Raw genomic sequence first — 23,316 nt, forward strand, 5'->3', positions numbered from 1 at the left:
TCTGACCTTCATGACCCGCTACCTCTCCGGCGACAACGTCGACCTGGGCGCCGGCAAGCCGGATGGCAAGGAATGGGAACGCAACACCGACATCGCCTACGTGTTCCAGGACGGCCCGCTGAAGAACCTGGGTGTGAAATGGCGCAACGCCACCGTGCGCTCCACCAACTTCGGCAACGACATTGACGAGAACCGCCTGATCGTCAGCTACGTCATTCCGCTCTGGTAAGACGAGCCGCCAGCGTTGAAAACGCCGCCCTGAACCGGGCGGCGTTTTTCATGGGCCGATAACCAACGGCTCGGGACCAGGCGGATCATCGAGCTCAGCCTCGCTCGACCAGCCAAGCCTCTTCAAACCTTGGCCTCTCCCTCACCCCACCCTCAACACCCCCGTGTCGATCGCCAGGTGCACCAGCTCTGCCTGCGAGCCGATCTGCAGCTTGTTCTTCACCATCGACAGGTGGTTGGAGACCGTCTTCCCGCTGATGCACAGGTGCTCGGCGATGCGCCGTACCGGCATGCCCCGCGCCAGCATGGTGAAGATCTCCAGCTCGCGCTGGGTCATGCCCGACAGGCGCGGGTCGCCCGCCTCCCGGCTGGGGTGGCAGGCGAGCTGGGTGGCCAGGGGCTGCTCGATGTAGGCGTGCCCGGCGAGGATGCGCCGCACCGCCTCCACCAGCACCTCCGGCGAGGCGTTCTTGGTGAGGTAGCCCGAGGCACCGGCCTCCAGTGCCTGGCGGACCAGGGGCAACTCGTCGTGCATGCTGAAGAACAGCACCCGCAGCTGCGGCAGGCGCTGGCGCAGGCGGCGGGTGGTCTCCAGCCCGCTGATGCCCGGCAGGGTGAAGTCCATCACCACCAGGTGGGGAATGCTCTCCTGCACCGCCTGCAGGGCCTGCTCGCCGCTGGCCGCCTCGCTCACCTGCACCTCGGGCAGCAAGGCGCGGAGCAGGCTGGCGTAGCCCTGGCGCACCACTGAGTGGTCATCCACCAACAGAATCTTCATGGGCCCTCCAGGCCGTCCAGCGGCATGCTCACCCGCAACAGCCAGCCCCGGCCGGCGCGGGTGCGCAGGCGCAGGCGGCCGCCGAGGCAGCGGGCGCGCTCGGACATGGAGCGCAAGCCGATGCCGGGCTGCGGGGCGCGCTCGGCGCCCCGCCCGTTGTCCCCCACCAGCAGGCAAAGACGCTGCCCGCGTCGCGCCAGGCGCACACTCACTGCACTGGCGCCGGCATGCCGGGCGACGTTGGTCAGCGCCTCCTGCAGCAGGCGGTAGAGGTGCGCGCGCTCGCCCGGCGCGAGGGTCGGCAGTGACGTTCCCAGGTGCAGGCGCAGGGGAATGCCCTGGGCCTGCTGCCACTGCTCGGCGAGCAGGCGCAGGGCGTCGTCCAGGGCCAGGCGATCCAGGGCGGTCGGGTAGAGGTCACGCACCAGCGCGCGGAAGGCGGCCTGCATGCGCTGGCAGTTGCCCTCCAGGTCCTGCAGCACCGTGACGGTGCCCGGTGCCTGGCCGGACAGCGAGCGCAACAGCAGCAACTGTGCGCGGATGCCCACCAGGTATTGGCCGATGTCATCGTGCAGGGCCATCGCCAGGTGCTGGCGCTCGTGCTCCTGCAGGTCCAGCAGGGCCTGGGTGAGCGCGGCGTTCTCATCGCGTACCCGCTCCAGGGTGCCGACCATGCCGTTGAAGTGCCCCACCAGGCGCTGGGCCTCGCCCAGCGGGTGCCCCGCCAGGCGTACATCCAGGCGCCCTTCCGCCACCGCGTCGAAGGCCTGCTGCAGTTCCTCCAGCGCCTGCAGCCCACGGGCCAGGGCCCAGCGGATGGCGGCCAGGCTAAGCGCCAGGGCCAGGGCGAACAGCACCAGCAGTTGCAGCACACCGCTGCGTACCTCGTCGATGCCGTCACGGGGGTCGAGCAGCAACCAGGCCTGTTCGCCACCGGCCAGGGGCAGCGGATCGCCCACCGGCTCGGCCGCTGGGAAGGGCCAGCTCGGGGCGCTGCGGGTCAGGGGCGACGGGGCACTCATCGGCAGGCGCACGATCTGCAGGTGCCGCAGCCCGGCGGCGAGGGCCGAGTCGAGCACGTTCGGGTCCTGCTCGGCGGTCTGGCGCAGGTAATGGGCAGCGGCCCGCTCGGTGGCCAGTTCCTCGGCCAGGGACTGGGCGCCCTGGTGCACCAGCACCAGGCTGCAGAGCAGCGCCACGGCGGCGAAGCAGAGGCTGACCCAGAGCTGGATGCGCAGGGCGGTGCTCATGGCCGCGCCCGCTCCGGCTGGGCGCTGGGTGGCTGCGGGCCATGAACACGATCCAGGCCGATCAAGGTGATGATCAGCAGCAGGGGCAGCAGCAGGGCCTTAAGCACGCGCATGGCCGATCCTCGAGCGGATTTTCCGATGCACCCATGCTAGGCGGGGCCCCGTGCGCGCCGATTACTACCTTGGTACCGGTCGCGCTCCTACTTTGGTCAGCCGAGAGTCAGGGGCGGATGCCCTTGAGTTCCTGCAGTAGGGCCAGCAGCTCGGCGAGCTTCTCCGGCCCCAGGCGCTCCTGAATGCGCTGGTAGTTGCGCTCCATCTCCACGCTCATGGACTCGAAGCACTGCTCGCCCTTGGGCGCCAGGCTGACCAGCACGCGGCGCTGGTCCTGTTCCTGCTTGCGTCGGCGCACCATGCCGTCGCGCTCCAGGCGCAGCAGCACGCCACTCATGCTTGGCTTGAGGATGCAGGCCAGCCGCGCGAGGCGGTGGCTCTCTATCTCGCCGTTCTGGCGCAGGATGCGGATCACCCGCCACTGCTGCTCGGTGAGGCCGTGGAGGTTGAGTTGCGGACGGAAGAAGCGCATGGCGGCTTCGCGGGCCTGGAGCAGGCTGAGGGTCAGGGATGTGCGGGTGTTGGACATGGGTCTGGCGGGCCGAAAAATGTTCACAGTTTAACGATCAAGGCTTGAGGCGTCACGGCGCACAGGCGACCTTGCGCTCGGTCGTCAGCCGTTCGAGCAGGTAGAGGCGGCGCCGGCGATGCCTCATTAGGCCGGGGCACGGGATGCCCATCATGCCGCTGCCTGCCACGGGCGCTTGTTCCTGCCTGCCGCCCTGCCGGCTGCACGATCGGGCATTGCCGCCACTCATTAACCTATTCATGATCGAGCACCGTCCAGCCCGGAGTCGCCGCCATGCCCGCCCTGCTACACCAGCAGACCCACCTCGGCCTCGCCCTCGCCATGCGGGCCCTGCACGCCACCCTGGAAGCCGCCGAACACCACGGCGTGCGCGTCAGCATCGCCGTGGTGGACGCCTCCGGCCTGCCGATCCACACCGCGCACATGGACGGAGCGCCCCAGCCCAGCCGCGACATCGCCCTGCACAAGGCCATCACCGCCGCCGGCTTCGGTGTCGCCACCAGCGCCTGGGACCAACGCCTGGCCGCCTGCTCCCCCGGTGTGCGCCAGGGCCTGCCGCTGCAGCCGAACCTGGCGCTGTTCGGCGGCGGCGAGCCGTTCCTGCATGACGGCAGGGTGATCGGCGCCATCGGTGTTTCCGGCGCCTCCGAGGCCATCGACGCGGCCTGCGCCCAGGCCGCGTCCCAGAGCGTTGCCCGGCACGTGTCAAACCTGGACAAGAACCCCGGCACTGAGGAACAAGACGCCATCCCCCGCAGCGGCTCCTAATATCCGTCGTCAGGCACGGGCCCCTCGGCGTCCGACGTCCCTCCATCGTCCAGGCTGCAGTCATGATCAACATCGAGACACCCACCTACTACACGGCCACCAAGAAGTACGACCTCAGCTTCCCCACCCTCCAGCAGGACCTGGAAGCGGACGTCGTCGTGATCGGCGGAGGTTTCTCCGGCATCAACACCGCCCTGGAACTGGCGGAAAAGGGCATCACCAACATCGTGGTGCTGGAGGCCCGCTACCTGGGCTTCGGCGGGACCGGCCGCAACGGCGGGCAGATCATGGCCGGCATAGGCCACGACCTGGAAAAGATCCGCCACGACGTAGGCGAGGACGGCCTGCGGCAGATCTTCGAGATCAGCGACATGGGCGCCGACATCATCAAGGGCCGCATCGCCCAGTACGGCATCGACGCCGACTTCTGCCACGGCTACGGCTACATGGGCTTCAACGCCCGCCAGGAAAAGACCCTGCGGGCCTGGGAGAAGGAGTTCAAATCCCTCGGCTCGCCCCACGAGATCCGCTTCCTCGGCGGCTCGGAGGTGAAGCAGATCATCGGCTCCGACGCCTACAGCAGCGCCCTGCTGCACATGGGCGGCGGCCACGTGCATTCGCTCAACCTGCTGCTGGGCGAGGCCAAGGCGCTGGCCAGCCACGGCGTGAAGATCTTCGAATACAGCCCGGCGCTGGAGGTGACCTACGGCGAGCGCATCACCGTGCGCACCGGCCAGGGCTCGGTGAAGGCCAGCAAGCTGCTGTGGGCCTGCGACAGCTTCCTCAACAAGCTGGAGCCCGAGCTGCACCGCACCACCATCAACACCTACGCCTTCCAGATGATGACCGAGCCGCTGTCCGACGAGCTCATTCAGCGCATCAGTCCGATCCGCGGGGCGTACAGCGATATCCGCCCGGTCATCGACTACTACCGCGTGACCAACGAGAACCGCCTGCTGTTCGGCGCGGCCACCCCCTTCGTCGAGCACATCCCACGCGACCTGAAGGCCTGGAACCGCAACCTCATGCTGAAGATCTTCCCCTACCTCAAGGACGTGAAGATCGACCTCGCCTGGGGCGGCCCCATGGCCTGCAGCGCCAACCTGTTCCCGCAGATCGGCACCCTGCCCGGCCGGCCCAACGCCTTCTTCGTGCAAGGCTACTCCGGCTTCGGCGTCACCCCCAGCCACATCATCTGCAAGGTGCTGGCCGAGGGCATGAGCGAAGGCTCGGCGCGCTATGACCTGATCAGCTCGGTGCGGCGCATCAACATCGTCGGCAAGGACCAGTTGCGCCCGCTGCTGCTCACCGCCGGCAAGTCCTGGCACCAGGTGTCCGGCTTCTGGACCGGCCGCCGCTGACAGTGATCGACGCGACTGAGCGTCGGAAGCGGTGCAGCGGAAAAGCAAATACCGTCATTCCCGCGAACGCGGAACCCACTAAACGACCATCACCTTTTTCAACACCCGCAGGAGCAACTGCCATGTCCCTCACCCCCATCAAGAACGGAATCACCCTGGCTGAACTGGATGCCTGGGGCACCGTCGCCGACCTGGGTTCGGAAATCCTCGAAGGCGAGGTCAAGGCCTTCGGCAGGATGACTGCCGGCGCCCCCACCGACCCGGTCAGTGCCGCCTATTTCGGCACCACCGGAGGCAAGTTCCGCATGGTCTACCCCTTCAACGAGCAGGCCACGGTGGTCACCGGCGAGGTGATCCTCACTGACGAATCCACCGGCCAGACCACCCGCTTCAAGGCCGGCGACAGCTGGTTCGTCGCCAAGGGCACCCCGGTGCTCTGGGAAGTGCCCGGCGACGGCTTCGTCAAGCACTACTATGCCGTGGCCTGAACCACCCGGCCTGCCCCACGGGGCAGGCCTGCGGCCCTCGCCCGCGAGCGGCCGCCCAGCGCGAGGAACCCGCCATGACCGCCCCCCGCGACCCCGCCGGTTTCGCCCGGCACTGCCTGAACACCTTCACCCACTTCGTCCCCGCCTCCGTCGCCGCCTTCTACCGCATCGACGACCAGTTGCAGGCCCATGACTTCCACCTGCTGCACATGCAGCCGGGCATGCACACCGATTACCTCAATCACTACCGCCACCTCGACCCGCTGCAACCGCAGACCTGCCAGGCCATCGGCCTGCCCGTGGTGCCGCTGCGCACCGGCCAGGCCCACCGAAGCGACGCGGACAACCGCCAGTACCTCAGCTTCCTGCGCCAGCACCGGGTGATCGACGTGGTGGAAGTGATCGCCCGCGCCGGCAACCGCCCCATCGCCGGCCTCTCCCTGCTGCGCCATGAAGGCCTCCCCGCCTTCGAACCCACCGAACTGGCCAGCCTCGGCGCCCTCCACGGCCTGATGCAGGCCGGCGCTGAACACCTCGCCCCCCTCCCCCCCACCCTGCCCGAACTCACCCCCCGTGAACGGGAGATCGCCCTGCTCCTGCGCGACGGCCTCGGCAACAAGGCCCTCGCCCGCCACCTCGACCTCGGCCTGCCCACGGTCAAAACGCACCTGCTCAACCTGTTCCGCAAAGTGGGCGCGCGTAACCGGACGGAGCTGGTGGGGATGTTGTTTCTTAACCAGTCCCCAATCAAAGCCTCTGACAGACAACCTCAACCATCCGGTTGATACCCGCCCCGCCCGCCAGCGCGGACCATGGAGGCTCCATTGAACAAGGAGCTTCCCATGACCGCATCAACCGACTGGATCACCGTAGGCGCGCTGGCCGAGGGCTTTGCCCCGGGGGCGTTCATCCTGCCCAACCTGGCGGACCTGGATGGCCGCCGCTTCGAGCTGGTGTTCGAGAATGGCTGGCGCATCGCCCACGTCTTCGCCGAGGGCCAGCTGGACTGGGCGCTGGCCGACGGCAGCGCCAGCGGGCGCTCGCCCTACCGCGCCACGTCGGTGCGGCCGGGGCTGTACCTGGTGGACTTCATCAAGCACGAGAACGGCCAGGCCTGGTCGGTGAGCCTGGTGCTGGACACCCTCAGCCAGTCCTTCACCGCGGTGCTCGGCCAGTTGCCCCAGCGCGAGGCCACCGAGCAGGGCCTGTACCGCCGGGCGCTGGAGGGGCGCGACCTCACCGACGTGTCCGTGCAGTTCCTCCACGGCACCCTGGACCGCCCCTGGGAGCCGGGCGCCTGCCCCCACGCACCGACCGCCGAGCTGGTGGGCCTGCGCAACCGCTACCGCTACAGCCCCACCGAGGTCTACGAGCACATCTACCTCAACGAGCAGTTCTACACCTGGCAATGCCTGGCCGGCGTCGAGCAGGGCCTGTGCGACACCGACCGCTGCCACTACTACCGCATCACCGATGAGCTCTACCTATTCGTCTGGCGGGAGAAGATCGTCCCCACCCTGGGGCTGGTGATGATCGACCTGAAGGCCCACCGCAGCGACGGCAAGATCTTCGGCTACGCCGATGCCGACTTCGCCGCCCTCTCCAACTTCCCGGTGAGCTCCCACTGCGACGTGCTCAACCGCACGGAGTACGGCGATGCGTGAGCGCACCGTCCTCATCACCGGGGCCGGCACCGGCATCGGCGAGGCCTGCGCCCGGCGCCTGGCCGAGGACGGCGCCCAACTAGTGCTGGTGGGGCGTCGCCGTGAGCCGCTGGAGCGGGTCGCTGCCGCCACCGGCGGCCTGGTGCTGGTGGGCGATGCCGCCAACAGTGCGGACTGGGCGGGCTTCGTCGAGCGCGTGAGGGCGCGCTTCGGCGGGCTCGATGCGCTGATCGCCTGCGCCGGCGGCCACGGCCTGGGCAGCGCGATCCAGACCGACGACGAGGCCTGGAACGGCGCCCTACACAGCAACCTCGGCAGTGCCTTCCAGAGCGCCCGAGCCTGCCTGCCGCTGCTGCTGGAGCGGCGCGGCAGCATCGTCCTGCTCGGCTCCATCGCCTCCCTCGCCGCCGGCCCCGAGGTGTGCGGCTACACCACCGCCAAGCACGCCCTGCTGGGCCTGACCCGCTCGCTCGCGCGGGACTACGGCCCCCACGGCGTGCGGGTGAACTGCGTGTGCCCGGGCTGGGTGCGCACGCCCATGGCCGATGCCGAGATGCAGCCGCTGATGGCGCATTACGGCGAGGACCTGGACAGCGCCTACGCCCGCGTCACGGCGGACGTGCCGCTGCGCCGGCCGGCCTGGCCGGAAGAGATCGCCGCGCTGTGCCGCTTCCTGGTCAGCGACGAGGCCTCGATCATCACCGGCGCGACCCTGGTGGCCGATGGCGGCGCCACGGTGGTGGACGTCCCCACCCTGGCCTTCGAGCGCCTGGGCGGTGCGCCATGAGCGGCGCCTTCAGCGGCCAGACGGTGCTGGTCACCGGCGGCGCACAGGGCATCGGCCTGGCCATCGTCGAGGCGTTCTCGGCAGCCGGGGCGGAGGTGCTGATCGTCGACCTCCAGGCCGCACCGGCCGAGGCCGTGGCCGCCCGGTTGCGGAGCCAGGGCCGGGCCGCCCGTGCCTACGCGGTGGACCTGGCCGAGCGCCGCGCCATCGAGGCGCTGATGGCCGGGCTGGAGCGCCTGGACGTGGTGGTGCACAACGCCGCCTACTTCCCCCTCACGCCTCTGGAGCAACTGGACGAAGCCCGGCTGGCGCGCACCCTGGCGGTCAACCTCGGTGCGCTGTTCTGGCTCGCCCAGGGCGCTCTGCCGCTGCTGCGCCGGGCCGGGGGCGGCAGCCTGCTGGTGACCTCCTCGGTCACCGGCCCGCGCGTCGCCTACCCGGGGCTGACCCACTACGCCGCGTCCAAAGCCGGGGTCAACGGCTTCATCCGCAACGCAGCCCTGGAACTGGCCGGCGACCGGGTGCGGGTGAACGGCGTGGAGCCGGGGATGATCCGCACCCCGGCTATGGCCAACCTGGGGGATGCCGGCCATGCCGAGGCCATCGCCCGCAGCGTGCCCCTCGGGCGCCTGGGGGAGCCGGCCGACATTGCCGGCGCCATGCTGTTCCTGGCCTCCGAGCAGGCCGCCTACATCACCGGCCAGACGCTGGTGGTGGACGGCGGCGCCACCCTGCCGGAAGCCCCCGGCGCGTTCGTCTGAACACCCCCACCATCCTGCATTTGCAGGATGGTGGGGCCTGCCGGCGCTGGAGATACTCGCGCCATGGCCCTGCCCCGTCGTCCCGACACCGGCCGCCCACTGATGACTACAAAAACAACAAAGTCGCAGCGAGGTGCTTTGCATGTCCGCACTCACCGATATCCAGATCACGCCCCAGCAGATCGGCGCCTACAACGCCCTGCTGCTGGACCTCACCCGCCTGGCCCAGGAACGCGCCATGCAGCGCTTCCACGCCGGCGTGCTGGCCCGCCTGCGCCAGTTGATCGACTTCGACAAGGCCTGGTGGGGCCGTGCCGCCCTGATCGACGGCCTGCCCTGCGAGCACAGCACCCAGCTCTACAACCTGCCCAGCCACTACCTGGCGGACTGGCAATCCATCCGCGACCAGGACCCGACCGTGCAGCGTGCCCACGCCGACCCGGGCCACTCGGTGGTCATCGACACCCAGTCCGACGCCAGCTCCCCCGGGCTGCGCTGGCTGGGCCAACGCCACGGCTTCCGCGAACTGCTCTGCGGGGTGCACATGGACCCGCAGAGCCGCCTCAGCGTGCACCTGGCGCTCTACCGCCGCGAGGGCGCAGCCCCGTTCAATGCCCAGGAGCGCTTCCTCTTCGACCTGTGCATGCCCCATCTGGTGGCCGCCGAAGGGCTGAACCAGTTGCGCAGCCTGGTCACTCACCGGGAAAGCCTTGAAGGCCCCACCGCCACGGCGCTGGCAGTGTGCGACCGGCACGGCCTGCTGCACTTCGTCGAGCCCGGCTTCGTCGACCTGCTGCTGCGCGAGTGGCCCCAGTGGAACGGCCCCCAACTGCCGGACGAGGTGAAGCCCGAGGGCTTCAGCGGGCGCAACCTGTACCTGCAGTCCAAGCAGGTCGGCGACCTGTTCCTGGTCAGCGCCCGTCGTGCCCCGGCCATGGCCTGCCTGAGCGCCCGCGAGGCGGAGATCGCCCAGCGCTTCGGCAGCGGCCGCACCTACAAGGAAATCGCCCGTGAACTGGGCGTGGCGCCCAACACCGTGCGCCATCACATCCGCAGCATCTACGACAAGCTCGGCGTGAACGGCAAGGCCGGCATCAGCCAGTTGCTGCACCAAACGGGCTGACGCCCGCTCCCCCTCACAGCAAGCCCCGCCTGCCGGCCCGCCCGGCGGGATGGGGACCCTTTTGCCCACAGCCCCGAGGACCGCCCCATGCTCACCCGCCGTACTCCGCTCCTGCTCGCCCTCGCGCCCCTGGCGCTGACCGCCCCGGCCCACGCCGCCGACCTCAACGCGCGGGACTTCGTCTCCGCCCCGGTCGGCACCGTGCTCGGCGTCGGCTACCTGCCCATGACCCGCGCCAGCGAATTCCACGGCCCCGGCTCCAGCGGCAAGGCCGACCTGGCGGTGAACGCCTTCGCCTGGCGCCAACTGCTATTCACCGACCTCTGCGGCACGCTGTGCACGCCGCAGTTCATCGTCTCCTACGCCGACATCGACATCCGCACGCCGGGCAGCACCAGCCGCAGTTCGGAACGCGGCCTGGGCGACCCGCAGGTGGGCGGCACGCTGTTCTTCATCAACGACCCGCAGCGCCGCACCTACAGCGGCCTGCTGACCATGCTCAGCGTGCCCCTGGGCGAGTACCACGGGCGCAACCCCGATGCCTCCCCCGGCGCCAACCGCTGGGCGCTGCACCTCAACTACAACTACACCCAGGGCATCGGCGAACGCTGGATGCTCGAAGCCAACCTGGAAACCCAGCTCTACGGCAAGAACGACGACTACTTCGGCCAGGACCTGGAGCAGAAGCCGCTCTTCCGCCTGCAGGCCTTCGCCTCCTACGACTTCACTCCCAGCACCTATGGCGCCCTGCGCCTGATCCACGCCGACGGCGGCGAACTGGAACTCAACGGCCGGACCCTGGACGACACCCACCAGCGCTACAGCCAGGTGGGCTTCGAAGTGGGCCACTGGCTGGACCGGCAGAACCAGGTGCTGCTGGGAGTGACCCGCAACGTCGCCACCACCAACGCCTTCGAGCAGAGCAACGTGCTGCTGCGCTATGTCCACGTCTTCTGAGGGGCCCGCCATGACCACCCAAGCATCGGCGGGGCTGCCCCGCGAGCGTCTCTGCGCCATCGTGCTGTTCGCCGCCGTGGTGCCCCTGGTGCTGATGGCCGCACCCGCCATCGCCACCCAGTTGGCCCACCAGCTCGGCCTGGGCGCCGCCACCATCGGCCAACTGTTCTCCATCGAGCTGGCGGCCATGAGCCTGGCCACCCTGCCCGCCTACCTCTGGCAGACACGCCTGGACTGGCGCTGGGTGGCACGGGTCGCGGCCCTGCTGTTCATCGCCGCCAACCTGGTCTCGGCCTTCATCACCGACAAGACCTACCTGCCCCTGCTGATGGGCCTGCGCTTCACCAGCGCCCTGGCCGGCGGCACGCTGATGGTGCTGTGCATCGCCAGCGCGGTGGCCAGCGACCAGCGTGACCGGGTCTATGGCTTCTGGCTGATCGGCCAACTGGTGCTGGGCGCAGTGGGACTGTGGGTGCTGCCGCTGCTGTTCGCGCACGTCGGCCTGGCCGCGCTGTACCTCGGGCTGGCCGGAATGATGCTGCTGTGCCTGCCGCTCACCCGCGCCTTCCCGGCCGGGATGAAGGCGCCGGAGGCCCGCGTGGAGGCCGTCGCCAGCCCCTCGCGCCTGCGCGCCTGGTGCGGGCTGTTCGCGGTGCTGGCCTTCTACATCGGCCTGAGCGGAGTGTGGACCTTCATCGGCGCCCTGGCCGAACGGGCCGGCGTCGACCCGGACACCACCCGCACCCTGCTGGCAGTGGCTTCGCTGCTGGGCGTCGCCGGCTCCACCACCGTCACCCTGATCGGCGGGCGCTGGCCACGGGGGCTGCCGCTGGTGCTGGGCTATGCCGCCATGGCAGCGTCGGTGCTGCTCCTGCTGGGGCTGCCCGGCACCCTGCGCTTCGCGGTGGCGGCGCTGCTGTTCAAATACACCTGGACCTTCGTCCTGCCGCTGATCCTGGCCTGCCTGGCCGACCTGGACCGCAGCGGCCGGCTGATGAACAGCGTCAACCTGGTCATCGGCGGCGGCCTGGCCCTGGGCCCCGCTGTCGCCGGGCCGCTGCTGGAAAGCCCGCTGGGCTACAGCGGCATGCTGGCGGTCAGCGTCGGCTGCCTGCTGCTGTCGTTCCTCTCCCTGCACCTGGCGCGTCGCCCCACCGGCGCCACGCTCACCCCCCTCGATCCCACTGGAGCCACCTCATGAGTCGCCGTACCGCCTTTCTTTCCGATGAACACTGCTTCTGGCACAGCGCCGGGATGCGCGCGCTGACCCTGCCGGTGGGCGGCTGGGTGCAGCCGCCAGCCGCCGCCGGATTCGCCGAATCCCCCGAGACCAAGCGCCGGCTGAAGAATCTGGTGGAGGTGTCCGGGCTTGCCGAGCACCTGCAGATGGGCAGCGCCGCGCCTGCCACCGAGGCGGACCTGCTGCGCATCCACCCGGCGCATTACCTGGAGCGCTTCCGCCAGTTGAGCGATGCCGGTGGCGGCGAGCTGGGCCCGGAAGCCCCGGTGGGCCCGGGCAGCTACGGCATCGCCCTGCGCTCGGCGGGGCTGGCCATCGAGGCGGTGGACCGGGTGCTGCGGGGCGAGGCGGACAACGCCTACGCCCTCTCCCGCCCGCCGGGCCACCACTGCCTGGCGGACCAGGCCATGGGCTTCTGCCTGCTGGCCAACATCCCCATCGCCATCGAGGCGGCGCGGGCGCGCCACGGCATCGAGCGGGTGGCGGTGGTGGACTGGGACGTGCACCACGGCAACGGCACCCAGTCCATCTACGAGGCCCGCAGCGATGTGCTGACCCTCTCCCTGCACCAGGAGAACTGCTTCCCGCCCGGCTACGGCGGCGTGGAGGACCGCGGCATCGGCGACGGGCTGGGCTTCAACCTGAACATCCCGCTGCCGGCCGGCAGCGGGCACGACGCCTACCTGCATGCCATGCGCCGCATCGTGGTGCCGGCGCTGACACGCTTCCGCCCGCAACTGATCGTGGTGGCCTGCGGCTACGACGCCAACGCAGTGGACCCGCTGGCGCGCATGCAACTGCACAGCGACTCCTTCCGGCAGATGACCGCCCTGCTGCTGGAGGCGGCGGATCAGCTCTGCGACGGACGCCTGGTGCTGGTCCACGAAGGGGGGTATGCGGAAGCCTACGTGCCCTTCTGCGGGCTGGCGGCCATCGAGACGCTGGCGGGGGTGAGGACGGCGGTGGAGGACCCGCTGCTGGAATTCATCGGCCTGCAGCAACCGGGTGCGGCCTTCGCCGCGTTCCTTGAGCAACAGGTGGAGGCACTGGCCACACGCCTGGCCTGATCACCACTTGCAAACGAAAGCGCCGGACGGTCCTCGTGTCCGTCCGGCGCTGTGCGTTCCAGGGGGCGGCTCAGCGACCGCCGGCCCCCATGAGAGCGCTCGCACGGTACTCCTTCGGCGAACGCTCGAAGTGCTTCTTGAACGAGCGGCTGAAGTGCGCCGAGTCGGTGAAGCCCCATTTGTAGGCGATGGCGGTGATGGACTCGCTGCGCAGGGTCGGGTTGGCCAGGTCGGCGGCACTGCGCTGCAGGCGCGAACGCTGGATGTAGCGGCAGACGCTGTCGCCCTGCTCCTCGAACAGTCGGTAGAGGTGGCGCACGGAAATGTTCAGGCGATTGGCCAACCCCAGCGGGGTGAGGTTGGGTTGGGACAGGGAATCGTCGATCAGCTTCTGCACATGGCTGCGCAGGCTGGCGCCGTGCAGGGGCTCGCTGCTCGGCAGCTCTTCGTCGGACTGGGCCATGGCCGGCGCCAGCAGCGAGATGAAGGCGCTCTGCATGGCCTCGCGCTCACCCGCCTCGCCCGGCCCCTCGCCCTCGCGGCAGAGCTGGTCCATCAGCAGGTGCAACATCTTCCCGCTGGAACAGCCGGAGGGGATCTTGCCGAAGGTGCGCTGCTTCACCACCTGCTCCACCTCGCGGCGCGGCAGGGACAGCGAGCAATGCTCGATCAGGCCGAAGGGGGTGATCTCGCAGGAGCCGACCGAATCCATCAGCAGCATCTCGCCGGGGGCAAGGTGGATGGCCACGCCGTCCTGGCTGATCTGCGAATGCCCGCTGCGCTGGCTCACCAGGAAGCAGTGCTGGTCGTTGTCGTGGTCGGCCTTGTTCGACGAGCGGGCAATGAGCCCGGCATTGGTGCGCAGGTGCGCCATCGTGAGGCCGGAATGATCACGCAGCGAGATGTCGCCGATGAACAGCGAGCGGTTGAAGGCGATCTGGGTTTCGAACTTCCCGCAGATGGCTTGCAGCGCGGATTTCCAGCCATCCAGACCGTCTTGGGCGGCGAGAGCGGCGTTCATAGGCACCTCCATTGGGGTGGCTGTCTTGTTGTTGTCGGCGAATAGTTAACATGTTATCGATGAAGGCGCAACAGCGGCTCAACGCCACGTCCTGTGCAGGTTTGGTGCCAATCAGAAACAGCCTGGCCAGCCCCTCGGCAAACGCCCTGTGCAGAGCCTTCCGGCCCCGCATCAGCCCTCTGAATGAAAAAGCCCCGGCGCGATGGCCGGGGCTTTTTCTGGTTCGCGTTGGCAGCCTCAGCGGGCCAGTACCGCGAGGCCGATCACCAGCAGCACGATCCCGCCGGCGATCAACAGTGCCGGCACCCCCGAGCGGGTCTTGCGCGGGGCGCGGCCCTGGCGGTTGCCGGGTACGGCCTGCCCTCCCCGGCCCTTCGAACGGGCGCTGCCGACGGGCCTGCCGCCCTTGAGCTTGTGCGATGCCATGACTCACTCCTTGTTGAATGCACGAACGCCACGACCCTAGCACCCACCCGGCGTCCACTCCAGCCAACCATTTGCCGCCACCGCCGGGGCCGGCATAATCGCCGCTCTTGCCTCCAGCCAGGGAACCGCTCGGATGCCCAGCAAAGCCCCCATCACCCGCGCCTACTGCGTCCAGTTGGACGAGGTGCTGTCCATCGCCGAAGCCCGGCGGGCGTACTTCTCCCTGCCGGAGCCGCGCAGCCGCTTCGACTTCCTCTGCTCCAACCCGGCCTGCCGCGCGCGGGGCACCAAGGTGACGGCGGCCAACTACGACAAGCAGCCGAACGAGACCTACAAGGCCGCCCACTTCCGCGAGAACCCCCACTCGCCCCACGCCCCCGACTGCGAGTGGATGCGCACCGAGGAGGAGGACGCCGACGGCCGCCTGCCCGGCGAGAGCGAAGCCGAGGCCCGGCTGCGCCAGGCGCGGCGCAAGCTGCACGACTACATCGACGTGTTCGAGCCCCTGGCCGAGCGCCCCGCGACCGGCCAGGAGCCCGCTGCAACCGCCAAACCCGCACCGAGCCCCGCCCCTGCCAAGCCGCAGGAAGACGCCGGCACGCCCCGCCAGCGCGCCTCCGCCAACCAGCGCACCAGCAGCCTGGAGCGCCTGGTGGAGTGCTACCGGCAGGCACGGCTGGAGCTGTCCGACGAGGACTTCAAGGCCATGCGCCTGCGGGTGGTGGGTGAAGGCGAGATGCCCCTCGCCGCTTACTTCAAGGCCATCCGCTACGCCCGGCTGGGTAACGCCAACCGCGTGCTGCAGGGCGGTGCCTTGCTGGTGGACCGCTACGGCAGCGGCTTCAAGCTGAAGTTCTACGACCGCATCGACAACAAGCCGGTGTTCCTCTACATCGCCAAGGAGCAGATGGACGCCTACCGCTTCCGGGGCTACCTCGACAGCCTGCTGCGGGAAGAGGTGGACTACTTCCGTGTGTTCGCCATGGGCGAGCTGGCACTGTCCCCCAGCGGCAAGAGCATCGATCTGAAGGTGGCGGACCTGCGCCAACTGGTGCTGATCCCCGGCATGAAGAAGGCATCCACCGCCCAGACCTGAGCCCCGCCCTCAATGGCGCGCCAGCAGCCGCGCCAGCGCCTGCAACGCATCCAGCAGCAGGGCCCGCTGCGACCCGTCGAGGCGGATGTAGCGACGGAAGGCGGGCATGCGGTTGACCACCTCGCTGGCGCCCATGTGCTCCAGGCGCACCTGCCAGGTGCTGCCCGTGCGTTCCAGCTCCAGACGCTTGAAGTCCAGCGGCATCAACGCCGCCCTCAGCGCCGGGTCGCTTTCCAGCGCCTGCACCAGCGCCTCCAGCATCTCGCCCTGGCCCGCCATGCGGCGGATGGCCAGCCCCTCGCGACGTACCAGCCCGGTGTGGCGCAGCGCCAACCGCGCCGGGCCCTCCTCGCGGGACGGCACGCAGAGGGAGAACTCCACCAGCACCAGGTGCATCAACAGCTCGGACTGGGTGCGTTCGCGGGCCTCGAACGACACACCTTCCGCCGTCACGAAGCGCGCCAGGCCGGGGCCCAGCGGCTCGCAGTGCAGCCCGGCCAGGTCACGCCGCAGGTGGGCCAGGGTCACCCCCGGGCGGTAGCCCGAGGGTGCACGGTTCCAGCCCAGCCGGTCAGACAGCCTTTGCAACATGGCCCGGGAACTCCGCAGGGTGAATGCCCGGCTCGTGGCTGAACTCCTTCGCCAGGATCTCCTCCACCGGCACCGGGCGGAACGGGTTCACCCGCTGCACCACCAGGGTCCAGAACAGCGCGTAGGCGGCGGTCAGGCTGAGCATCACGGCAAAAGGCACGTAGACGTCGCTGCGGCTCATGCCCGGCGGGGCGATGAACCACAGGCCGATGAGGATGCCGACGCTGGAGACGATCTGCGGCAGCGGGAAGAACGGCGAGCGGTAGGCACGCGGCAGGTCCGGCCGGCGCAGGCGCAGCAGCACCACCGAGATCGTCACCAGCAGGTAGGCCGTGCCCCAGGCACAGACCGCCGCGAGGATCAGCGGCACGATGTTGTCGGCGTTGCCACCCAGGTAGGCCGCGTGGGCGCAGGGAATCAGCATCGCCACGGCAATGCACAGCACCGGGGTCTTGAAGCGCGGATGCAGGTAGGCGAAGACCTTCGGCAGCGCGCCGTCCACCGCCATGCCATAGAGAATGCGCGGCACGCCAGCCATCAGGGTGTTGATGGTGGCCGCCCCGGCGAAGAGGAAGCCGATGCCCAGCCAGATCGGCCCGATATCGCCCATCACCTGCTGGGCGAACTGCGGGATGGCCATCGGCGTATCCAGCAGGTGCACCCCGGTGGCCTCATCCAGCAGCACGTTCTCCACCTGGCGTTTCATCGCCGCGCCGTAGATGAACATGCACGAGGCCACGCCACACAGGCCCAGGGCCATGGCACGGGGCATGGTGCGGGCGGAGTTGCGCAGGTCCGGCGCCAGCGGGGTGACGAACTCGCAGCCGACGAACATGAACATCGCCATGCCCACCAGGGACAGCACGGTGACCACATCGGTGCCCACCAGGGAGGCGCCGAACCAGCCGTCCAGCTCGACCGCCGGCGCGGCCAGCACCCCGAGCACGCCGAACACCATCAGCGTGGTCCACATGCCGAAGGTGAGGATCACCTCGGCCTTGCCGAACACGCTGACACCAAAGGCATTGAGGATGCCGAACACCACCACGAAGCCCACGCCCAAAAGCCAGGAACCACCCGCCGACTCGGCCAGGGTGTTGAGGTGCTCGAAGTTCACCAGCGCCATCACCCCCGAGAGGATGGTTTCGGCGGTGCCGGCGAACACGTGGACGATCAGGTAGGCCGCGATGGTGCCGGTGATGGCGAAGAAGCGCCCCATGCCGCAGGAGATGTAGTCGTACACCGAGCCGGTGGTGGGAATCATCGACGCAGCTTCGGCGAAGGTGGTGGACTGCGCCAGCATCATCACCAGGGCGATCAGCATGGCGATGGCGAAGGCGCTGCCGCCGATGCCGAAGCCCATGGTGGCGGTGAGGATGACCGGGCTGGCCATGATCAGGCCGATGGTACTGGCCAGGGCCGTCGGGAAGCCGACCGAGCCTCGGCTCAGGTGCACGCTGAGCTGTTCATTGAGCGACATGGTGGGTGGACCTCGGAGTCTGTTGTTCTGATTTGTCGTGACACCGGCCTGGCCAGAGCATGAAGGCAACCCCTGTTCCCCTATCAGCCATTCGGCGCATCGCCAGGCCCGTCTGTCGCCCCCACCGGGCTGCGCAAAACCGGCGCACCGGTGCAGGGTCCGGGTCACTTTGCCCCCCGCCCCGCGCCAGCGTCTTGCCCCAGCCTGCCGCCCCTCTTGTAGCTGGCTGACATCCGCCAGGCCGCGTCCGGCGCGGTCAAGCGCCTGGCAGGGACGGACAAGACGGCCCAACCCCATCAGCGCACAAATGCCCCCGCCGTCGCACCGCGCCACGGCATGCCAACCCACCACGGGGCCGACGCCCCGGACGCACAACACCACGCTAGGGAGACACACCATGGGGCACCCGATCCGACTGCACAGGCTGGCACAGGCCATTGTCCTGGGCGCGGCCCTGCTCGCCGCCAGCCAGGGCGCGCGCGCCTACGAGTTCTACGCCGATGAGGACACCCACCTGAATGCCGACCTGCTGGCCGTGTACGGCATGATGAACAGCCGCAAGAACTACGACGGCACCTCCGGCGGCTCCACCTGGCGTGAGGGCTTCATCAAGTACGGCGTCAGCGGCACCCAGGGCCTGGCCGGCAACGGCACCCTCTACGGCGCCCTCAACTGGGTCAGCTCGGCCACCTGGGGCGACGGCGACCCGGCCGGCAACACCCTCGGCCGCGAGCGCACCACCAGGATCGAAGACGCCAACCTGGGCTGGCGCTCCGCCGACCGGGTGCCGGTGCTGGGCGAGGACGGCATCGACGTCTCCTTCGGCCGCCAGGTGGTCAAGCTGGGCACCGGCTTCCTCATCAACGACGACGGCCCCAACCTCGGCCAGGGCCCGGCCGACGGCGCCCTCGACCGCGGCGGCGCCTACTACATCGCCGCCCGCCACGCCTTCGACCGCACTGCCGTGCTGCGCCTGGGTGGCCAGGACGGCCTGTACGGCAGCGTGCTCTGGCTGAAGTCCGACAACCGCGCCCAGGCCGAGACCGAACTGGCCGCCGGCACCCTCGACTACACCGGCAAGGCCGGCACCCTGGGGCTGACCTGGATACATGGCCTCGACGTCACCGATCAGTGGGCCAGCGACTTCCAGAAGCAGCGCGAAGGCATGGACATCTACAGCCTGCGCGGCGAAGGCGACGCCGGCATCGAGAACGCCAGCTTCGGCTTCGAATACGCCTGGCAGGACAAGGACGCCGGCCGCGAAACCGCCTGGTACACCGAGGCCGGCTACACCTTCGCCGACGTCGCCTGGGCGCCCAAGCTCACCTACCGCTACAGCCGCTATTCCCAGGACTGGGACTCGATGTTCAACGGCTTCTCCAGCGGCTACGGCACCTGGTTCCAGGGTGAAGTGGCCTCCAACTACGCCGGCCCGTTCAACCGCAACACCGGCATCCACCATGTCGGCCTGACAGCCAAGCCGTTGGAGAACCTCACCCTCGGCGTCCTGTATTTCGACTTCAACACCCTGGACCGCCACGAGCAGCTCAACCTCGACGGCCACGAGCTGGACCTGTACCTGGAATGGGCGGTCAACGACCACCTGCTGATCAGCCCCCTGGTCGGCCTCTACCGCCCCGACCGTGACGAGACCAGCGGCGGCAATCAGGTCGGCGGCAGCGGCACCAACGTCTACAGCCAACTGACCCTGGCCGTGATGTTCTGAAGAAACGGCGCGGAGTGCGCCAGCCGCTCCGCGCCCGCACATGGCGGAAATCCGCCAGCCAAAACACCCACTATTGGCGGATTTCCGCCACGCAACATTCACCCCACCCCGGGAGCCCAGCAACGGCGCACCCTCCAGCCCCGCCACCCCCTGGCACAACACTTGCTCCCTCTGAGGCCGCGAGCCAACAAGAACGACAGTCAAGCCGCGCCCTTTGCACCACCCCCAAACCCGGGATGGCGCCTAGACTCTCTTGTTGTCTCCAACGGATTGATGGAACGGACGTTCCACCTCAGAACAACAAGAGGATGTATCTGATGTTCAAACCTGCTCTGAAAGCCCTCGCCTGTGCGCTCGCACTGGGCGCCGCCGGTCTGGCCCATGCGGCCGACCCCATCATCATCAAGTTCTCCCACGTCGTCGCCGAGCACACGCCCAAGGGCCAGGGTGCACTGCTGTTCAAGAAACTCGCGGAAGAGCGTCTGGCCGGCAAGGTGAAGGTCGAGGTCTATCCCAACTCGTCGCTGTTCGGCGACGGCAAGGAAATGGAAGCGCTGCTGCTGGGCGACGTGCAGATGATCGCCCCGTCCCTGGCCAAGTTCGAGCAGTACACCAAGCAGGTGCAACTGTTCGACCTGCCCTTCCTGTTCAACGACATCCAGGCCGTGGACCGCTTCCAGCACAGCCCCGAAGGGCAGAAGCTGCTCAAGTCCATGGAGAGCAAGAACATCACCGGCCTCGGCTACTGGCACAACGGCATGAAGCAGCTCTCGGCCAACAAGCCGCTGCGCGAGCCCAAGGACGCCCGCGGCCTGAAGTTCCGCGTGCAGGCCTCCGCCGTGCTGGAAGAGCAGTTCAAGGCCGTGCGCGCCAACCCGCGCAAGATGAGCTTCGCCGAGGTCTACCAGGGCCTGCAGACCGGCGTGGTGAATGGCGCCGAGAACCCCTGGTCGAACATCTACTCGCAGAAGATGCACGAGGTGCAGAAGTACATCACTGAGTCCAACCACGGCGTGCTGGACTACATGCTGATCACCAACACCCAGTTCTGGAACGGCCTGCCGGCTGATGTCCGCAGCGAGCTGGAGAAGATCACCGTCGAAGTCACCGAAGAGGTGAACAAGCAGGCCGAAGCCCTCAACCAGGGTGACAAGCAGCGCATCATCGACGCCAAGACCAGCGAAATCATCGAACTCACCCCCGAGCAGCGCAACGCATGGCGCGACGCCATGAAGCCGGTGTGGAAGAAGTTCGAAGGCGAGATCGGCCCCGACCTGATCAAAGCCGCCGAAGCCGCCAACCAGGCCCAGTAACACCCGCACGGACGATGGCCCACCGGGTCATCGTCCGTCGTCTGCTCCAGCCATCGGGAGATGCATCCATGAACGCCCTGCGGCGCGTCTGGGACCACTTCGAGGAAGCCTTCATCGCCTTCCTCCTGGCGGCCATGACGCTGGTGACCTTCGTCTACGTCATCCTCAACAACCTCTACACCCTCTTCTACAACCTGGCGGACCGTTGGGAGTCGGCCAGTGAAACCCTGTTCGGCATCGGCGACTCCATCCTCGCCATGGCCCAGGCCATGACCTGGAGCAACTCGCTGACCAAGGCCCTGTTCGCCTGGCTGATCTTCTTCGGCCTCGCCTACGGCGTGCGCACCGCCGGCCACATCGGCGTGGATGCGGTGGTCAAGCTGTTCCCCCGTCCGGCCCAGCGCATCATCGGCGTCATCGCCTGCCTGTGCTGCCTCGGCTACGCCGGGCTGATGGCCACCGCCAGCTTCGAATGGGTGCAGACCCTGTTCACCGCCGGCATCGGCGCCGAAGACCTCGGCCACTACGGCATCCAGCAATGGCACATCGGCCTGATCCTGCCCCTGGGCTTCGCCCTGGTGTTCATCCGCTTTGCCGAAGTCCTCGTGCGCATCCTGCAGGGCCGCCAGACCGGCCTCGGCCTCGCGGATGAAGCCGCCGAAGCGGTCAAGCTCTCCGAGCACGACGACAGCCCGCACAAGGAAGACTCGAAATGACCGTCCTGTTCCTCTTCCTCCTGCTGTTCCTGCTCATGTTCATGGGCGTGCCCATCGGCGTGTCCCTGGGCCTGGCCGGCTCCGTGACCATCATGCTGTTCAGCCCGGACTCGGTGCGTTCGCTGGCCATCAAGCTGTTCGAAACCTCCGAGCACTACACCCTGCTGGCAATCCCGTTCTTCCTGCTGGCTGGCGCCTTCATGACCACCGGCGGCGTCGCACGTCGACTGATCGACTTCGCCAACGCCTGCGTCGGCCACATCCGTGGCGGCCTGGCCATCGCCGCCGTCATGGCCTGCATGCTGTTCGCCGCGCTCTCCGGCTCCAGCCCCGCCACCGTCGCCGCCGTGGGCTCCATCGCCATTGCCGGCATGGTGCGCTCGGGCTACCCGCAGTCGTTCGGCGCCGGCATCGTCTGCAACGCCGGCACCCTGGGCATTCTCATCCCGCCGTCGATCGTCATGGTGGTCTACGCCGCCGCCACCGAAACCTCGGTGGGCAAGCTGTTCATGGCCGGCGTGGTGCCCGGCCTGCTGCTCGGCGTGGCGCTGATGCTGGCCATCTACATCGTCGCGGTGAAAAAGAACCTCCCCGCCCTGCCCCGCGCCAGCTTCCGCGAATGGCTGACCGCCGCTCGCCGTGCCGTCTGGGGCCTGCTGCTGATGGTGATCATCCTCGGCGGCATCTACTCGGGCATGTTCACCCCCACCGAGGCGGCCGCCGTCGCGGCGGTGTACTCGGCCTTCATCGCGCTGTTCGTCTACAAGGACATGACCTTCCGCGAAGTGCCGAAGGTGCTGCTGGAGTCGGGCAAGCTGTCGATCATGCTGATGTTCATCATCGCCAACGCCATGCTCTTCGCCCACGTGCTGACCACCGAACAACTGCCGCAACAGATCACCGCCTGGGTGATCGATGCCGGCCTCACGCCGGTGACCTTCCTGCTGGTGGTGAACATCGTGCTGCTGATCGCCGGGGCGTTCATGGAACCGTCGGCGATCATCCTGATCCTCGCGCCCATCCTGTTCCCCATCGCCGTGAAGCTGGGCATCGATCCGATCCACCTCGGCATCATCATGGTGGTGAACCTGGAGATCGGCCTGGTGACGCCGCCGGTGGGGCTCAACCTGTTCGTCACCTCCGCGGTGACCGGCATGCCGCTGACCCAGACCATCCGCGCCGCCATGCCCTGGCTGATGCTGCTGTTGCTGTTCCTCATCCTGGTGACCTACGTCCCCTGGATCTCCCTGGCACTGCCCAACTGGATCGGCATGAACTGATCCCCGAGAAAGCCCGGCCCTGCCGGGCTTTCTGCGTTCAGGGCGCGCGTTCTTCCAGTGCCAGCACCATCGGCTGGCACACCAGGCCACGCTGCTCGAACACCTCGCCCGTGCAGGTGAAACCGAAGCGCCGGTAAACCTCCACCGAGGTCAGCGAGGCATTCACCGTCAGCCCCTCGGCCAGCACCGCAGGGACCACGGCCTGCACCAGCGCCCGACCGACGCCCTACCCCTGGCAGCCCGGGTCGACGAACAGCATCGACAGGTGCCGCTGCTCACGCAGCTCCACCACCCCGACCACCCGCCCCGCGTGCTCGGCCACCCACAACCGGTTGCCCCCGGCCTGCCGCGCCGCGAACGCCTCGGGCTGCGCCAGCGCCTCGAAATTGGCCACCCCTTCCGCCCCCAGGGTCGCGGCCACCCGGCCACGGAACGCCGCCAGGCACACCGCACTCGCGGCCGGCAAATCATCGGAACGGGCAACACGCACGAGGGCCATGGTCATCATCCTTGGGGCTATCAGTCCGGCCCACCAACCTACGCGGCGCCTCA

Annotated in this window: 24 protein-coding genes and 1 pseudogene; 17 read left to right on the plus strand and 8 right to left on the minus strand. The window is 68.6% G+C overall.

The annotated features are described in order from the left end of the window. On the plus strand, nucleotides 1-229 hold a 229-nt coding region (locus tag A9G05_RS03250), incomplete at its 5' end, for an OprD family outer membrane porin (RefSeq protein ID WP_139131065.1). A 141-nt stretch (nucleotides 230-370) separates the two neighbouring features. Here the strand turns inward: A9G05_RS03250 and A9G05_RS03255 are convergent. The 3 genes from A9G05_RS03255 to hpaR all read right to left on the minus strand — a co-directional run bounded on the left by A9G05_RS03255 (nucleotide 371) and on the right by hpaR (nucleotide 2,899). Continuing rightward, entirely contained in the window at nucleotides 371-1,006 is a 636-nt protein-coding gene (locus tag A9G05_RS03255) for a response regulator transcription factor (protein ID WP_069559611.1), read from the minus strand. After that, nucleotides 1,003-2,256: a sensor histidine kinase gene (locus A9G05_RS03260; protein ID WP_069559612.1), complete on the minus strand. Its 1,254-nt coding sequence runs from the start codon at nucleotides 2,254-2,256 to the stop codon at nucleotides 1,003-1,005. Before A9G05_RS03260 ends, A9G05_RS03255 begins: the two co-directional genes overlap by 4 nt. Before the next feature lie 220 nt (nucleotides 2,257-2,476). After that, on the minus strand, nucleotides 2,477-2,899 hold the full coding sequence (hpaR, locus tag A9G05_RS03265) for a homoprotocatechuate degradation operon regulator HpaR (RefSeq protein ID WP_069559613.1): 423 nt from the start codon (nucleotides 2,897-2,899) through the stop codon (nucleotides 2,477-2,479). Between the two features lie 273 nt (nucleotides 2,900-3,172). Here hpaR and A9G05_RS03270 point away from each other — a divergent pair, with 273 nt between their 5' ends. The 11 genes from A9G05_RS03270 to A9G05_RS03320 all read left to right on the plus strand — a co-directional run bounded on the left by A9G05_RS03270 (nucleotide 3,173) and on the right by A9G05_RS03320 (nucleotide 13,115). Continuing rightward, nucleotides 3,173-3,667 (plus strand): heme-binding protein, encoded by a 495-nt coding sequence (locus A9G05_RS03270; RefSeq protein WP_069559614.1) that lies wholly within the window; start codon nucleotides 3,173-3,175, stop codon nucleotides 3,665-3,667. Between the two features lie 62 nt (nucleotides 3,668-3,729). After that, complete coding sequence (locus A9G05_RS03275) at nucleotides 3,730-5,028, plus strand: FAD-binding oxidoreductase (protein ID WP_069559615.1); 1,299 nt, start codon at nucleotides 3,730-3,732, stop codon at nucleotides 5,026-5,028. A 122-nt stretch (nucleotides 5,029-5,150) separates the two neighbouring features. Continuing rightward, nucleotides 5,151-5,516 carry a cupin domain-containing protein gene (locus A9G05_RS03280; protein ID WP_069559616.1) on the plus strand — a complete coding sequence of 122 codons (366 nt, stop codon included), beginning with the start codon at nucleotides 5,151-5,153 and terminating at the stop codon, nucleotides 5,514-5,516. Nucleotides 5,517-5,590: 74 nt separating this feature from the next. Next, nucleotides 5,591-6,301 carry a helix-turn-helix transcriptional regulator gene (locus tag A9G05_RS03285; protein ID WP_069559617.1) on the plus strand — a complete coding sequence of 237 codons (711 nt, stop codon included), beginning with the start codon at nucleotides 5,591-5,593 and terminating at the stop codon, nucleotides 6,299-6,301. A gap of 57 nt (nucleotides 6,302-6,358) precedes the next feature. Further along, nucleotides 6,359-7,180, plus strand: a complete 822-nt coding sequence (locus tag A9G05_RS03290; protein WP_069559618.1) for a molybdenum cofactor biosynthesis F family protein — start codon at nucleotides 6,359-6,361, stop codon at nucleotides 7,178-7,180. After that, the gene (locus A9G05_RS03295) at nucleotides 7,173-7,967 is read left to right on the plus strand and encodes an SDR family NAD(P)-dependent oxidoreductase (RefSeq protein WP_069559619.1); all 795 of its coding nucleotides are present in this window, start codon (nucleotides 7,173-7,175) and stop codon (nucleotides 7,965-7,967) included. The genes A9G05_RS03290 and A9G05_RS03295 overlap by 8 nt, the downstream gene beginning before the upstream one ends. After that, complete coding sequence (locus tag A9G05_RS03300) at nucleotides 7,964-8,728, plus strand: SDR family oxidoreductase (protein WP_069559620.1); 765 nt, start codon at nucleotides 7,964-7,966, stop codon at nucleotides 8,726-8,728. The genes A9G05_RS03295 and A9G05_RS03300 overlap by 4 nt, the downstream gene beginning before the upstream one ends. Nucleotides 8,729-8,870: 142 nt before the next feature. After that, nucleotides 8,871-9,851, plus strand: a complete 981-nt coding sequence (locus A9G05_RS03305) for a LuxR C-terminal-related transcriptional regulator (RefSeq protein WP_069559621.1) — start codon at nucleotides 8,871-8,873, stop codon at nucleotides 9,849-9,851. An 87-nt stretch (nucleotides 9,852-9,938) separates the two neighbouring features. Continuing rightward, nucleotides 9,939-10,808, plus strand: coding sequence for a transporter (locus A9G05_RS03310; protein WP_069559622.1), 870 nt, complete (start codon nucleotides 9,939-9,941; stop codon nucleotides 10,806-10,808). Next, the gene (locus A9G05_RS03315; protein ID WP_069559623.1) at nucleotides 10,792-12,009 is read left to right on the plus strand and encodes an MFS transporter; all 1,218 of its coding nucleotides are present in this window, start codon (nucleotides 10,792-10,794) and stop codon (nucleotides 12,007-12,009) included. The genes A9G05_RS03310 and A9G05_RS03315 overlap by 17 nt, the downstream gene beginning before the upstream one ends. Further along, nucleotides 12,006-13,115 (plus strand): class II histone deacetylase, encoded by a 1,110-nt coding sequence (locus tag A9G05_RS03320; RefSeq protein WP_069559624.1) that lies wholly within the window; start codon nucleotides 12,006-12,008, stop codon nucleotides 13,113-13,115. The genes A9G05_RS03315 and A9G05_RS03320 overlap by 4 nt, the downstream gene beginning before the upstream one ends. A 70-nt stretch (nucleotides 13,116-13,185) precedes the next feature. Here the strand turns inward: A9G05_RS03320 and feaR are convergent, their stop codons facing one another. Continuing rightward, complete coding sequence (gene feaR / locus A9G05_RS03325; RefSeq protein ID WP_069559625.1) at nucleotides 13,186-14,136, minus strand: transcriptional regulator FeaR; 951 nt, start codon at nucleotides 14,134-14,136, stop codon at nucleotides 13,186-13,188. Between the two features lie 237 nt (nucleotides 14,137-14,373). Next, nucleotides 14,374-14,562, minus strand: coding sequence for a hypothetical protein (locus A9G05_RS03330; protein ID WP_069559626.1), 189 nt, complete (start codon nucleotides 14,560-14,562; stop codon nucleotides 14,374-14,376). 133 nt (nucleotides 14,563-14,695) lie between these two features. Here A9G05_RS03330 and A9G05_RS03335 point away from each other — a divergent pair, with 133 nt between their 5' ends. After that, nucleotides 14,696-15,658 (plus strand): hypothetical protein, encoded by a 963-nt coding sequence (locus A9G05_RS03335; RefSeq protein WP_069559627.1) that lies wholly within the window; start codon nucleotides 14,696-14,698, stop codon nucleotides 15,656-15,658. A gap of 9 nt (nucleotides 15,659-15,667) precedes the next feature. Here A9G05_RS03335 and A9G05_RS03340 read toward each other — a convergent pair whose 3' ends face one another. Then, on the minus strand, nucleotides 15,668-16,249 hold the full coding sequence (locus A9G05_RS03340) for a DUF3156 family protein (RefSeq protein ID WP_069559628.1): 582 nt from the start codon (nucleotides 16,247-16,249) through the stop codon (nucleotides 15,668-15,670). After that, a complete protein-coding gene (locus A9G05_RS03345; RefSeq protein WP_044412191.1) occupies nucleotides 16,230-17,729 on the minus strand; it encodes an APC family permease in 1,500 nt (499 codons plus the stop codon). The genes A9G05_RS03340 and A9G05_RS03345 overlap by 20 nt, the downstream gene beginning before the upstream one ends. A gap of 397 nt (nucleotides 17,730-18,126) precedes the next feature. Between A9G05_RS03345 and A9G05_RS03350 the strand changes: the two genes are divergently transcribed. The 4 genes from A9G05_RS03350 to dctM all read left to right on the plus strand — a co-directional run bounded on the left by A9G05_RS03350 (nucleotide 18,127) and on the right by dctM (nucleotide 22,764). After that, a complete protein-coding gene (locus A9G05_RS03350) occupies nucleotides 18,127-19,455 on the plus strand; it encodes a hypothetical protein (RefSeq protein WP_069559629.1) in 1,329 nt (442 codons plus the stop codon). A gap of 317 nt (nucleotides 19,456-19,772) precedes the next feature. Further along, nucleotides 19,773-20,768, plus strand: coding sequence for a C4-dicarboxylate TRAP substrate-binding protein DctP (gene dctP / locus A9G05_RS03355; protein ID WP_069559630.1), 996 nt, complete (start codon nucleotides 19,773-19,775; stop codon nucleotides 20,766-20,768). A gap of 68 nt (nucleotides 20,769-20,836) precedes the next feature. Beyond that, nucleotides 20,837-21,484, plus strand: a complete 648-nt coding sequence (locus tag A9G05_RS03360) for a TRAP transporter small permease (protein ID WP_069559631.1) — start codon at nucleotides 20,837-20,839, stop codon at nucleotides 21,482-21,484. Then, nucleotides 21,481-22,764, plus strand: a complete 1,284-nt coding sequence (gene dctM / locus A9G05_RS03365) for a C4-dicarboxylate TRAP transporter large permease protein DctM (protein ID WP_069559632.1) — start codon at nucleotides 21,481-21,483, stop codon at nucleotides 22,762-22,764. The genes A9G05_RS03360 and dctM overlap by 4 nt, the downstream gene beginning before the upstream one ends. 37 nt (nucleotides 22,765-22,801) lie before the next feature. Here dctM and A9G05_RS27975 read toward each other — a convergent pair. Next, a pseudogene (locus A9G05_RS27975) lies at nucleotides 22,802-23,272 on the minus strand (GNAT family N-acetyltransferase). Between the last annotated feature and the right edge of the window lie 44 nt (nucleotides 23,273-23,316).

The organism is Pseudomonas sp. ENNP23 (genome assembly GCF_001728945.1).
Taxonomy (GTDB): Bacteria; Pseudomonadota; Gammaproteobacteria; order Pseudomonadales; family Pseudomonadaceae; genus Metapseudomonas; species Metapseudomonas otitidis.